Below are 13170 nucleotides of genomic sequence, written 5' to 3' on the forward strand. Positions count from 1 at the left end.
CCAGAAGAGAACATGAAAGCCGGAGCGATCCTCAGTCCCAGGCCAGCGATCCGCCGTTCTGGTAATCGATGACGCGGGTCTCGAAGAAGTTTTTCTCCTTCTTCAGATCCATGGCTTCCGACATCCATGGAAAGGGATTTTCCGTCGGCGGGAAGACCGGCTCCAGTCCTAACTGAGCACAGCGGCGATTGGCAATGAAGTGCATGTATTGCTCGCACAATGTTGCATTCAACCCGAGGAGCCCGCGAGGCATGGTATCGCGTCCGTAGGCAGATTCGAGGTCTGCCGCTTCCTTCAGCAGGCCACGCAACTCGTCCTGAAAGGCGGCAGTCCAGAGATGGGGATTCTCGACTTTGATCTGATTGATCACGTCGATGCCGAAGTTGAGGTGCATGCTTTCATCGCGAAGAATGTATTGATATTGCTCCGCAATGCCGACCATCTTGTTCCGGCGGCCCAGAGCAAGGATCTGCGCAAAGCCCGTATAGAACCACATGCCTTCAAAGATGACGTAGAAGGCGACGAGGTCGCGTAGAAAGTCCTGATCTCTCTCCGTCGTACCGGTGCTGAAGGAGGGATCATCTAGATGCATGGTGTGCCGGAGCGCCCAGGCCGCCTTGTCGGTGATCGATGGCACCTCGCGGTACATGTTGAACAGTTCGCCCTCCTCGAGGCCGAGACTCTCGACAATGTATTGGAACGTGTGCGTGTGGACCGCCTCCTCGAAGGCCTGCCTGAGCAGATATTGTCTGCACTCCGGGTTTGTCAGATGCCGGTAGATGGCAAGCACGATGTTATTGGCGACGAGAGACTCCGATGCGGCGAAGAACCCAAGATTCCGCTTGATCATTCGTCGTTCGTCCTCGGTCAGTCCATCCCTCGACTTCCAGAGAGCGATATCGGCCTGCATGGATACCTCGGTCGGCATCCAGTGATTGTTGCAGGCGGCAATGTATTTCTCCCAAGCCCATTTGTACTTGAGAGGTAGAAGCTGGTTCACGTCGGCACGGCAGTTGACCATTGCCTTTTCGTCGACCGTGACCCTTCGGCCGCCCCGGTCGATCTCACCGAGGCCAGTGGTGCTTTCAGGACGCAAAGGAGCACGGGGGGACCTCTGCTGATCGTGCCAGTTGAGCATGGAAATATCCTTGTCATGAAGATTAGGGCTCGTTCCGTAGAACGAGCAGGGAGTTGAGCGAGAGATAACCGCTTGAGGTCTATTGGCAGGCTTCGCAGGTCGGGTCGTCTATGACGCAGGCGTTGACCTGCGGTTGTGCTTGCGCCGGCGCCAACTGCACCGCATTGAGCGCTCCGTCAGTTCCGCGCAATGTCGATTTCTCCACGTGGGTCGCGGATGTGGAACGCAGGTAGTAGGTGGTCTTGAGGCCACGCAGCCATGCAAGTCTGTACATGGCATCGAGCTTCCGGCCGTTGGGAGAGACGATATAGAGATTGAGCGACTGCGCCTGGTCGATCCACTTCTGGCGCCGTGCTGCAGATTCGATGAGCCAGGCCGGCTCGATTTCGAACGCCGTGGAGTAGAGGAACTTAAGGTCGTCCGGGACGCGGTCGATCCGGCTCAGGGCGCCGTCGAAATATTTCAGATCGGAGATCAAGACCTCATCCCAGAGCCCGCGCTCCTTCAAGTCCCGCACGAGGGACGGATTGATGATCGTGAAATCGCCCGACATGTTCGCCTTCACGTATAGATTGCGGAAGTTCGGTTCGATGGACTGAGATACGCCGCAGATGTTCGAGATCGTCGCCGTGGGCGCGATCGCCATCACATTCGAGTTGCGCATTCCGATGGTCCTCACGCGCTCACGGAGAGCGGTCCAGTCGAGCCTAGAGGAACGGTCGACGTCGAGGCTCCCACGGGCCTGCGCCAATAGCTCCAGGGAGTCGATCGGGAGGATGCCACGGGACCAGAGCGATCCGTCGAAGGAGGGATAACGGCCGCGCTCGGCGGCGAGATCGCAGGATGAGGCAATGGCATGGAAACTGATCGCCTCCATGCTCTCGTCCGCGAAGGCGACCGCGGCTTCCGATTGGAACGGGAGGCGAAGAGTATAGAGTGCATCCTGAAACCCCATGAGCCCGAGGCCCACGGGACGATGCCGGAGATTGGAGCGTCGCGCTTCCGGAATCGTGTAAAAATTCACGTCGATGACATTGTCCAGCATGCGCATCGCCGTTCTGACCGTGCGCGCAAGCCGCTCATGGTCGAGTCCCTGGGGCGTGACGTGGCGTGCGAGGTTCACCGATCCGAGATTGCAGACGGCGACCTCCTCGTCCGAAGTGTTGAGAGTGATTTCGGTGCAGAGATTGGAGGAATGGACCACGCCCACGTGGCCTTGGGGGGACCGGATGTTGCAGGGGTCTTTGAAGGTGATCCAGGGATGCCCGGTCTCGAACAGCATGGTCAGCATGCGGCGCCAAAGGTCGACGGCTTTGAGCGTCTTCCAGATTCTGATTTCGCCACGCGCCGCTTTCTCCTCTGTCGCTCGATAGGCGTCGGCGAACGCAGTACCATAGAGGTCATGAAGCTGAGGCACCTCGTCCGGAGAAAACAGCATCCAGTCCGCATCCTGCGCAACGCGCTCCATAAAGAGGTCCGGGATCCAGTGCGCGGTATTCATGTCGTGCGTGCGTCGGCGGTCGTCGCCCGTATTCTTGCGCAGGTCGAGGAACTCCTCGATATCAATGTGCCAGGTTTCCAGATAGGCGCAGACGGCGCCCTTGCGCTTGCCGCCCTGATTTACGGCGATTGCCGTATCATTCGCGACCTTCAGAAACGGGACGACGCCCTGCGACTTGCCGTTCGTCCCCTGGATATGCGCCCCAAGGCCACGCACCCGGGTCCAGGAATTGCCGAGACCGCCGGCATATTTGGACAACAGGGCGTTGTCCTTGATGGATTTGAAGATCCCGTCGAGATCGTCGGGAACCGAGGTGAGGAAGCAGGAGGACAATTGTGGGCGTGGTGTTCCGGCGTTGAAGAGCGTCGGCGTGGAACACATGAAGTCGAAGGATGAGAGGAGATCGTAGAAGGCGATGGCATGCGCCTCTCGGTCGACCTCGCGGATCGCCAGGCCCATGGCAACGCGCATGAAGAACGCCTGCGGCAACTCGAAACGGACGTCGTCATGGTGCAGGAAGTAGCGGTCGTAGAGTGTCTGCAAACCCAGGAACTGAAAGAGATCGTCCCGCTCCGGCTTTAATGCCTGCGCAATCCGCTCCAGATCGAAGCGTGCGAGTTCCGGATCGAGCAGGCCGGCTTCAATGCCAGCTTTGATGTAGGTCGGAAAATACTCGGCATAGGAGGGTGTTTCTCCCGGAAAGCCTATAAAAGCGTGAGCCTCTCGCTTCAATTTCCCGAGGAGAAGACGCGCGCTCACGAAAGCATAGTTCGGCTCCTGCTCGATCAGGGTGCGGGCTGCCATGATCTGTGCGAGAGCAAAGTCGTCGGCGCCAATCCCGTCATAGAGGTTGCGAAGAGTCTCCTGCAGGACCGGCTCAGTTTCGACACCGGGAAGATCTGCACACGCGGTGGCGAGGGTCTGCCTGAGTGCACGGATATCCAACGGCTTAGTCCGGCCGTCATTCTCAAGGATCGTGAGTGCCGGAGCTGGTGAGGGAGCATCGGTCTGCGCTCTCTGCCGCTCGCGGGCGCGCTCCTCGCGATAGAGGACGTAGGCCCGCGCCACCTTCTGGTGCTCGGCTCGCATGAGGGCCAGTTCCACCTGATCCTGGACGTCCTCGATATGGAACACGCGTCCCGGTTCTGCACGACGTAAGAGGGCGGATACGATTTGATCCGTCAGCTCAGCAACCGTTTCGTGGATCCGCCGGGAGGCTGCGGCCGATGATCCCTCGACAGCGAGGAAGGCTTTCGTCAGCGCAATTGCAATCTTGTTCTGATCGAACGGTGTGACGCTGCCGTCTCGTCTGATGAGCCGGTATTCATTCGCTGTAAGACCTGTTTGTAACGCCTGTCGCGATGACGCTGCGTGATCATGTTGAATGGAGAGAGACATTCGGCAACCCCTTGCTGTAGGGGGCATGGGCCGAAGGAGCGCAAGCCGGAACGAGGGACGCGTCAGATGCATCCGTCGTGCGGAACGCGATCCAACGGGGCACCCCGCCCGTGATGATCGTAGATGTGAAGGCAGGTCTCCTGGCTCACGGGTCGAGGCCGCTGTCGCCCTTCCCAGCGCTGATGCGCCAGTGGTTTCGTCGACAGAAGCTTGCCGCTTACAGTTGCGGGGGCAGCCTCGGCTTTACACCGAGTTCCCTCTTAGCTTCCGAGTGCTGGCGACTCGGAAGAACCTTCACTAGATATGGTATGGTCCATCGCGGCGCTGTCAACATGTGGATCCGTTCTCCACAGGAGAGACAGTCGCGCAACATCGCCATACGAGCTGCGCCTCGGCTCCGACATGGTAGACTGTGCCCAAACGTATGATAGCTCCTCGAACAGGGGCATCGCCTAAAGACCGGTTCCGACATCTCCTTGAAGATACTTGGAAGTTGTCGCTTTTTCAGAAACGTTCAAATGTAGGTGCAGATTTTAAAAGTTCTAAGTTATTGATTTTTAATTGCTTTTTTCGTTTGCCGACATTAGCGCTTCGGCGATGCCATCAGGCGTCAATCCTTAACGCGGGGCCTTGACCCCTGGGCCGATGAGGGCAAACGATGTCGACTTCGCAACGATGGAACGGCCGGTTCGCCGGACCATTCTATCATTCTACACTCCTCGCCTTGGTCGCAGTCTTCTGCTTCCTGGCGTCCGTCCTGACAGCGCAGGAGACGCATGCGCAAGCGCCCGCCGACTCCGTGGAGGTGACCGATCTGGCGGGCCGCACGGTGTGGGTGAAACGGGGCGTTCAGCGGATGATCCTCGGGGAGGGGCGTCAGCTCTATGGCCTCGCGGTTCTCGACAAGGACAATCCTTTCAAGCGTGTCGTCGGCTGGCGTGATGATCTCAAGGTCAACGATCCCGACGCGTGGCGCAAATACCGCGGCAAGTTTCCGCAGGCGGACCAGATCGCCGATTTCGGCAATCCTTATACGAGCGACTTTAGCGTCGAGAAGGTCGTCGCGCTCGACGCCGACGTGGTCATCCTCGATCTGGGCAACTACTTCAAGGCGCAGGAGACCGGCGTCATCGGCAAGCTCGAGAAAGTCGGTATCCCCGTCGTATTCATCGACTGGCGTGAAGACCCGAGCCAGAACACGCTGCCGAGCCTGATCGTCCTTGGGCGCATCATGGATCGTGAGAAGGAGGCCCTGGCCTTCGCCGACTTCTATCTGCGCCAGATGCGCCTCATTTACACGCGGGTCGGCAATCTCAAGGAGAAGGACCGCCCACTCGTCTTCATGGAGCGCGCTGCTGGCTACAATCCGAACAATTGCTGCTCCACCTGGGGCGCCACCAACTTCGGCAAGTTTGTCGAGGATGCGGGCGGTCGCAACTGGGGAAGCCGTTTCTTCAGCTCCACGAGCGGGGGCGATGTGAATATCGAGAAGGTCGTTGCCGACGATCCTGACTTCTTCTTCTTGACCGGTGCGAACTGGTCCGAGTCGATGCCGAGCAGCACCGCTGTTCCTATGGGCTATGAAGCGACGGACGAGAAGGTTCAGGCTCGGCTCAAGGCCTTGATGGAACGTCCGGGCTTGCCGCTTCTCCGGGCCGTGCGGGAAAAGCATGTGATGGGACTCTATCACCAATTCTACAACTCCCCGTACTCCTTCGTGGCCGTTCAGGCGATGGCGAAGGTGCTTCACCCCGAGCGTTTCAAGGACGTCGACCCGCAGGCGACCTGGGAAGAACTCCACAGCAAGTTCCTGCCGGTCACCCCGTCCGGCGTGTTCTGGGCCGTCATGAAATGACAAGCATCACGCTCACGGCAGTCGCGGGCTACCGGCGCACAGCGCGCCGGCGGCTCGGGCTTGTCGCACTCGGATTGAGCGTCCTGATCCTGGCCTTCTTCATGGATCTTTCCGTGGGGCCAGGGCCAGCCACGATGCGCCAGGTCGTCGGGGCGCTGTTCGATTCTTCCGGGATCGATGCGCGCCTTCGCCTCGTGGTCTTTGATCTGCGGTTGCCCATCGCTCTGATGGCCGTGCTCGTCGGCGCCATGCTCGGGCTCGCAGGCGCTGCCATGCAGACGATCCTCAACAATCCGCTGGCGGATCCATTCACCCTCGGCGTGTCGGCCGCGGCGAGCGTAGGCGCATCGCTTGCCATCGCGTTCGGCTGGGTCCTGCTCCCGGTCGGAGGTACGCTGGCCGTTACCATGAACGCCTTCGTCTTTGCCCTCATGGCGTCGCTCGCCTTATTCGGCCTCACCAAGTTGCGGGGCGTCAGCGCAGAGACGATGGTGCTTGTCGGAATTGCGCTGCTGTTCACATGCAACGCGCTTCTCGCCCTGATCCAGTACCGCTCCAACGAGACTCAGCTGCAGCAGATCGTCTTCTGGATGATGGGAAGCCTCGGCCGCGCCAGTTTCGAGAAGATCGGGATCTGTGTCGTTGCTCTCGGCATCGCGTTGCCATGGATGCTGGCGCGGGGCTGGGCATTGACATCCCTGCGCCTCGGTGACGAGCGTGCGGAAAGCATGGGGGTCAAGGTCGATCGCCTCCGCCTTGAGATTCTGGCGCTTGTGTCTCTCCTCGCCGCCATTTCTGTGGCGTTCGTCGGAGCCATCGGTTTCGTCGGACTCGTGGGACCGCATATTGCTCGCCTGGTGATCGGCGAGGATCAGCGTTTCTTCCTGCCCGTATCCGCAGTGATGAGCGCGATCATCTTGTCGCTTGCCTCGACGCTGTCCAAGGCGGTTACGCCGGGGATCATCTACCCGATCGGCATGATCACGAGCCTGATCGGCGTTCCATTCTTCATCAGTCTCATCCTTTCGATCCGAAGCCGGGGAGCCTGAAGCCGTGTCTCTCACGATCGACGACTTGAACTTCGCCTATGGCCCCCATCCGGTGCTTCATCGGCTTGCGGCGGGTCCTCTGGAGCGCGGCGCTTTAACGGCGCTCGTAGGACCCAATGGATCCGGCAAGTCGACGTTGTTCCGCTGCTTCTCCGGGGCTGCCCGGCCCCTGGGAGGGCGCATCCTGCTCGACAGTCAGGATCTGGCGGTGCTCAAGGATCGGGAGCGGAGCCGCAGGGTTTTCCACTTGGCGCAGGATCTCTCCGCTCGCGCTGCCCTGACCGTGTTCGAGGTCGTGCTGCTTGCCCGCAAGAGCCTTACGGGTGGAATGGACCTGCGCGCAGGACTTTGCGATTTGCGGCTCGTGCAAACTGTCCTCGGAAGCCTCGATCTTGACGGCTTAAGTCAGCGGCATATCGGTACCCTGTCGGGCGGGCAGCGACAGCTCGTCGGGATTGCCCAGGCTCTGGTGCGCGAGCCGGACGTTCTCCTGCTCGACGAGCCGACAAGCGCTCTCGACGTTCGTCGCCAGCTCGAAGTCCTGCAGATTGTCCAGCGGGTCACACGCGAACGATCCATGATCACGATCGTGGCGTTGCACGATCTCTCTCTCGCGGCGCGCTTTGCCGATCGCCTCCTTGTCCTCAAGGATGGGTGCATCGCGGAGGAGGGCGATCCGGAGGAAGTCCTGCAGACGCAGGCAACCTCCGACGCCTATCGCGTCGGGATCCATCTCGAACGATCCTCGCGAGGATCGCTTCTCGTCGAACCTTATCTTTCTTCTCTGCGAGCCGCCGAATGACTAGCTCCATGCACTCTGCTTCCAACTGGTCCCTCAAGGAGGACATTCGTAGCTATTGGTCGAAGCGTGCCGAAACCTTCGATCTTGCGTTCGGGCACCGAATCCCCAAAGGGCTAGAGCACGACGCCTGGGCTGGGGAGATCCGCTCGCATTTTGGTGCGGACCCTCTGGACGTGCTCGAACTCGCTTCCGGCACGGGCGAAGTCACGGGCGTTCTTCTGTCTCTTGGCCACCGGGTGACCGGTATCGATTTTTCCGAAGCCATGGTCGAGCGTTCGCGCGCCAAGCACAAGGGCAATCCGCGTGCGCGATTCATCCTTGGCGATGCGGAGAGCACCAAAGAGCCTGACGAAAGCTACGATGCCGTCGTCTGTCGTCACTTGGTCTGGACGCTCACGGATCCGGAGGCCGCGCTCCACGATTGGTATCGTGTGCTGCGGCCCGGTGGTCGGGTTCTGATCTTCGACGGTGACTTCGTCAATCAGCCGTTGCGGGGACGCTTGGCTAAGCGGGCCATGACTCTGCTGGAGAAGTTCACCGGACCCAATCTCCATCGAGATCCGTCTCTGTCTCAGCAGCATACGGCAATTTTGGAACAATTGCCGTTCCGCGATGGCTTGAAGTTTGAAACGCTCAAGGTTCTCGCGGAACAGGCGGGTTTCACCGATGTCAGGCGGTCAAGCTATCGGCGGATCAATCAAGCACAACGTCGTATAGCCGGGCCGCACGATTGGCTGCGCACCTGGCTTCACGATCGATTCATCCTCTGCGGTAGAAAACTTTGATCCGCGACTGCTCTGGTTCGAGCCGTCTGCCATGTATAGATGGTCCGGAGAGGAGTAGCAGAACAGATGAATGTGACGGATTTTGTGGATCTGCCAGACCTGAGGACGCCCTTTGTCCTTGTCCAGCGGGAGCGCCTTCTTCGGAACATACGACGCGCCGCGGCCATCGCTGCTGAAGCCGGGGTCAAGCTGCGTCCCCACGTGAAGACGCATAAGTCCGTGGAGTTGGCTGCCCTGCAAAGGGAGCACGGCGCCGAGGGTCTGACTGCGTCGAAGCCCAGCGAAGCAGAAGTCTTCGTACATGCGGGCTTCAAAGACATTCTGGTAGCGTATCCGGTCATTGATCCCGACCGCATCGTCTCCCTTCTCCAGGCAGCGGATCACACGCGGGCTTCCGTTACGTTCATCGCGGACAGCCGGCAGGGGCTCGCTGCGCTGGACAAGGCAGCGCAGATCGTCGGGCGGAGCGTCCCGGTCCGCATCAAGATCGATGTCGGCCTTCACCGCTGCGGTGTGGCTGCAGAGTCCGGGGACTTGGAAGATCTTGCTTCTGATCTTCGAGCATGCTCATCGCTCGTGTTCGATGGTCTCCTGTCGCATGCCGGTCACGCCTACGCACGCAACGGGCGAGAAGAGATCCGAGACGTCGCACGTGATGAGCAGAGACTCATGCTTCGTGCAAAGGAACGGATGAGCCGCTTCGGTTTTCCGGATGCAAGGATCTCCGTAGGGTCGACACCGACGGTCTTCTCGGCGGACGATTTTTCCGGGATCCATGAAATCAGACCAGGGAACTACGTCTTCTTCGATCTGACGGCTCTCCGACTCGGCGTGGCGTCGCTGGGCGACATCGCCTTGGGTGTTATCGCGACGATCGTAAGCGCGAACGACGAGTACTACATTATCGATGCTGGATCGAAAGCGCTGACCTCCGATCTGGGAGCGCATAGTTCCGGCGGTTCGGGCTTCGGCCTTGCCGCCCCCTTCGATGCCCTCGGCAACCGCGAGACCCTGCTTCCGGTCGTGCGCCTTTCCGAGGAGCACGGTTTCGTCCGCCGGTCGGGGAGGGCACTGCCACTGGGGACCAGGCTTCTGGTCCTGCCCAACCATGCGTGCCCGGTCGTCAATCTCTACGGGCGTCTCGCCGTCTGCCAGCCGGGGACGGAGCCTGCTCTGTGGTCGGTCGATGCGAAAGGCAAGGTCGTCTGAAGGGCGTGGCCGGGAAACAGTGCCGTTTCCAAAGCTGAGCCGGCAGAAATCTTGACCATTGGACTTGAGACCTAGCCGGCTAAAAGGACGATCCCTTTCGAATCGCAGGCTTTTCACCGTCATCCAAATGTGATTGTCTGCTCCCATAAGAGACGCGAAAAGCGCCATCAGGGAGGAAACAGGGACTGTGGACAATTCCGTCTTGCCCGCAATCGATATCGACCGCCTGCAAGTGAGTTACGGCAGCCAGCAGGTGTTGCACGGTGTCAGCCTTTCCGTCGCCCCCGGAGAGTTCATCGCCATTCTCGGCTCGTCCGGCTGTGGGAAAACCACGCTCCTGCGAACCGTCGCCGGTTTTCAGAAGGCCTCGGGCGGCGCCATCCGGCTGTTCGGCCGGGATGTGGTCGATGTCCCGCCCGAAAAGCGGGGCATGGCCATGATGTTCCAGTCCTATGCCCTCTGGCCGCACATGACCGTGCTCGGCAATGTCGGCTATGGGCTGAGGCTGCGGGGTGTCTCGAAGGATGAGATCCGGAGCCGCGTCGCCGCCATCCTGAAGATGCTGAACCTATCCGGCCTTGAAGACCGGAAGGTGACGAACCTGTCGGGCGGACAGCGCCAACGCGTGGCCCTCGGCCGGGCGCTCGCCATCGAGCCGGAGATCCTGCTCCTCGACGAGCCTCTCTCCAATCTCGATGCGAAGGTCCGCATCCAACTGCGCTCGGAGATCAAGGCGCTTCAGGCGCGGCTGGGCTTCACAGCGATCCACGTGACCCATGATCGCGAGGAGGCCATGACGATGGCCGACCGGATCGTGGTGATGGATGCAGGGCGAATCGCTCAGATGGGATCGCCCAAAGAGGTCTACGACCAGCCGAGTTCACCGTTCGTCGCCAGCTTCATGGGCGCCGAGAACACAATCGAGCTCGATATCCGGGCCACGGGCCAGGAGCGTGAAATTTGGACGAGGGACGGTCGATCGGTTCCTTTCTCCGGTCCAGTTCCGACCGGCGCCGTTACCGCCTATTTCCGGGATGACGTTGCGTCGCTCGACGCACCCGATGCCCGGATCGAAGGCTCTATCGTTCTGCCGGGAAGAATTACGCAGAGAACGTATCCCGGCGGGCACTACAGGTACGTGGTCGCCATCGACGACCGTCATTTTACCGTGACGGACGACCGTTACCACGACGTCGATCGCCCCGTCGGCCTCCGGCTGCCGGTGGCGTCGTTGCACCTGTTTCCCAGTGACTACGCCAAGGGAGGAATCCATGCGTAAGGCTTTCTATGCCGCGGGTTTTGCGGCACTTCTCATGACCAGCACGGCCAGTGCGCAGACGCTCAACGTCGCGACGGCCGGCGACCAGAACATGGTCGACTACATCAAGGACTATCTCGGTCCGCTCTTCGAAAAGCAGCATCCCGGCGTGAAGGTCGTGGCTGTCGGCACCGGCCCTGGGGACGGTGGATCGCAGAAGATCTATGAGAAGCTGGAAGCGCAGAACAAGGCGAGCGCCCCGGCGGATTTCGACGTGGTGGTCATCCACCAGAAGGCCGCAGGCACCATGGTGCAGGAGAAGCTCCTGAAGAAGTACCGTGACGAGCTGCCGACCGGCAAGCTTGTGACCCGCGACACGGCGACGAATTCCCTTGGGACCGATGTCTCCGGCTACGTCATGCCGATGTTCCACTCCCAGACAGCGATCGCCTACAATCCCGATCTCATCAAGGAGCCTCCGAACAGCTATGTGGAGCTTCGCGACTGGGTAAAGAAGAACCCGAAGCAGTTCGGCTACAACGGCATCAAGGGCGGCATGTCCGGCGTTGCTTTCGTGACCGGCTGGGTCGCGGCTTTCGCCGGCGACGAGGCGAAGCTGGAGAAGGGCCCCTATGACGCCGCGACGAAGGCGTCCTGGGACAAGGCCATGGCGGATCTCAAGGAGTTCAACAAGAACGTCGTGATCACGCCCGGAAACGCCGGCACTCTCGACATGCTCAACCGCGGCGAAATCGCCATGGGGCCTGTCTGGGTCGACATGTTCTATAGCTGGAAGGCCGAAGGCAAGCTCCCGCCGAACATGCGCCTGAAGCTCGTGTCGCCCGGCATGCCCGGCCAGCCGATGTATTACGCTATCCCTGAGAAGACCGCCCAGAACAAGCTGGCTGCAGAGTTCGTGGCCCTTGCCACAAGTCCCGATGTCCAGGCGGAGGGAATCGTAAAGCGCTTCAACTGGTATCCTGGCATCGACGCCAAGAATCTCGAAGGCAAGCTCGATCAGGCCGTGTGGAACCAGCTCTTCGCCGACATTCCCCCGGATGCTCTCGCGGCGAACGGCAAGCCGTTCCCGATCGGTCCCTATTTCAACGACATTCTCGAAACCTACGAGAAGAAGGTCGCGAACTAGGCGCCTTTCAAGAGAGCGGCCGGTTCACTCGGCCGCTCATCTTCCTTTGTTTTTCAGACCGGCTCCTCAGCGAGATCGGGACGCGTTCCAATCATGGCGAGACCTTCGTTCTTCGGCCTTCTGCTCATCGCTCCAGCTCTGGCGATGATCGGTGTCCTGTTCCTTTATCCTCTCGGCTTCTCGCTGTCCTCCGCGGTCACAGGCCCCGGTGGCGAGTTGTCTTTCGCGGCGTTTCAGAAAGCTTATGAGCTTTACTCGACGGATATCCTGTTCACGCTCTTCATCGTCATCGTCTCGACGCTGCTGACGGCGCTGTGCTCCATCGCGATCGCGGGAATCCTGACGCTCAGCGAGACACCGTGGTTGGTCGCCATCCTGCGCAGCCTTTATCGCTGGCCGCTGTTCATCCCCTTCATCGTCGCGGCGCAATGCATGCGCACGTTCCTCGCCAAGAACGGTTTGATGAACAATTCCCTGGTGGCGCTAGGCCTGATGGAGCCCATCCAGGCCACGAGCTTCCTGGATTGGCGCGGCATCATCATCACGTTCGTGTGGAAGCAAGTCCCATTCGTTACCCTGATGCTGGCAGGCGCCATGGCGTCCATTGATCGGGCCACCATCGAAGCGGGCAGGAATCTCGGAGCGTCGCGCCTGCGCGTGCTGATCGAACTGGTTCTGCCCCAAGTGGCACAGACCTTGCTCGTCGGCCTCGTCCTTTCTTTTGTTACGATGCTCTCCGTTCTCTCGGTACCCATGATGGTCGCAGGCTCACAGCCCACCATGCTGACCGTCGATATGGCGTTCAGGATCAATTCTTATGGCGACTATGCGACTGCCAACGCACTCGGTGTGATCTCCTATGTCATCGCAGGCACGGTCGCGTGGATCTATCTGCGCCATAACGTGAAGCGAGAGGCGCAGATATGAGCGGGAAGATGGAGTTATCCCCCGGACCCGTCGGCCCGCTGCCGCTCAAATCGCTGGGCCAGACCCACCAGCAGGCGGCGCCATCGAGATCGACGACCGCG

General features: G+C 60.2%; 10 protein-coding genes and 1 riboswitch. Of the genes, 8 read left to right on the plus strand and 2 right to left on the minus strand.

Annotated elements, in window-relative coordinates:
• Positions 1-31 precede the first annotated feature (31 nt).
• Together K9B37_RS02480 and K9B37_RS02485 are read right to left on the minus strand one after the other, a co-directional pair.
• Positions 32-1138 carry a ribonucleotide-diphosphate reductase subunit beta gene (locus K9B37_RS02480; protein ID WP_224311225.1) on the minus strand — a complete coding sequence of 369 codons (1107 nt, stop codon included), beginning with the start codon at positions 1136-1138 and terminating at the stop codon, positions 32-34.
• 79 nt (positions 1139-1217) lie between these two features.
• Positions 1218-4037 (minus strand): ribonucleoside-diphosphate reductase subunit alpha, encoded by a 2820-nt coding sequence (locus K9B37_RS02485; RefSeq protein WP_224311226.1) that lies wholly within the window; start codon positions 4035-4037, stop codon positions 1218-1220.
• Positions 4038-4150: 113 nt separating this feature from the next.
• A riboswitch (cobalamin riboswitch) is annotated at positions 4151-4348 on the minus strand.
• A 347-nt stretch (positions 4349-4695) separates the two neighbouring features.
• Between K9B37_RS02485 and K9B37_RS02490 the strand changes: the two genes are divergently transcribed.
• The 8 genes from K9B37_RS02490 to K9B37_RS02525 all read left to right on the plus strand — a co-directional run bounded on the left by K9B37_RS02490 (position 4696) and on the right by K9B37_RS02525 (position 13069).
• Positions 4696-5892, plus strand: coding sequence for an ABC transporter substrate-binding protein (locus tag K9B37_RS02490; protein WP_224311227.1), 1197 nt, complete (start codon positions 4696-4698; stop codon positions 5890-5892).
• Positions 5889-6941 (plus strand): FecCD family ABC transporter permease, encoded by a 1053-nt coding sequence (locus K9B37_RS02495; RefSeq protein ID WP_224311228.1) that lies wholly within the window; start codon positions 5889-5891, stop codon positions 6939-6941. Before K9B37_RS02490 ends, K9B37_RS02495 begins: the two co-directional genes overlap by 4 nt.
• 4 nt (positions 6942-6945) lie before the next feature.
• Positions 6946-7743 carry an ABC transporter ATP-binding protein gene (locus tag K9B37_RS02500; protein WP_224311229.1) on the plus strand — a complete coding sequence of 266 codons (798 nt, stop codon included), beginning with the start codon at positions 6946-6948 and terminating at the stop codon, positions 7741-7743.
• An 8-nt stretch (positions 7744-7751) separates the two neighbouring features.
• Entirely contained in the window at positions 7752-8528 is a 777-nt protein-coding gene (locus K9B37_RS02505) for a class I SAM-dependent methyltransferase (RefSeq protein ID WP_224311230.1), read from the plus strand.
• A 66-nt stretch (positions 8529-8594) separates the two neighbouring features.
• Positions 8595-9737 (plus strand): alanine racemase, encoded by a 1143-nt coding sequence (locus tag K9B37_RS02510; RefSeq protein WP_224311231.1) that lies wholly within the window; start codon positions 8595-8597, stop codon positions 9735-9737.
• Between the two features lie 187 nt (positions 9738-9924).
• Complete coding sequence (locus K9B37_RS02515; RefSeq protein WP_224311232.1) at positions 9925-11016, plus strand: ABC transporter ATP-binding protein; 1092 nt, start codon at positions 9925-9927, stop codon at positions 11014-11016.
• Positions 11009-12142 carry an ABC transporter substrate-binding protein gene (locus K9B37_RS02520; RefSeq protein ID WP_224311233.1) on the plus strand — a complete coding sequence of 378 codons (1134 nt, stop codon included), beginning with the start codon at positions 11009-11011 and terminating at the stop codon, positions 12140-12142. The genes K9B37_RS02515 and K9B37_RS02520 overlap by 8 nt, the downstream gene beginning before the upstream one ends.
• A 93-nt stretch (positions 12143-12235) precedes the next feature.
• Positions 12236-13069, plus strand: a complete 834-nt coding sequence (locus K9B37_RS02525; RefSeq protein ID WP_224311234.1) for an ABC transporter permease — start codon at positions 12236-12238, stop codon at positions 13067-13069.
• The last annotated feature ends 101 nt before the right edge of the window (positions 13070-13170 follow it).

The organism is Microvirga puerhi, from assembly GCF_020089865.1.
Lineage (GTDB): Bacteria > Pseudomonadota > Alphaproteobacteria > Rhizobiales > Beijerinckiaceae > Microvirga > Microvirga puerhi.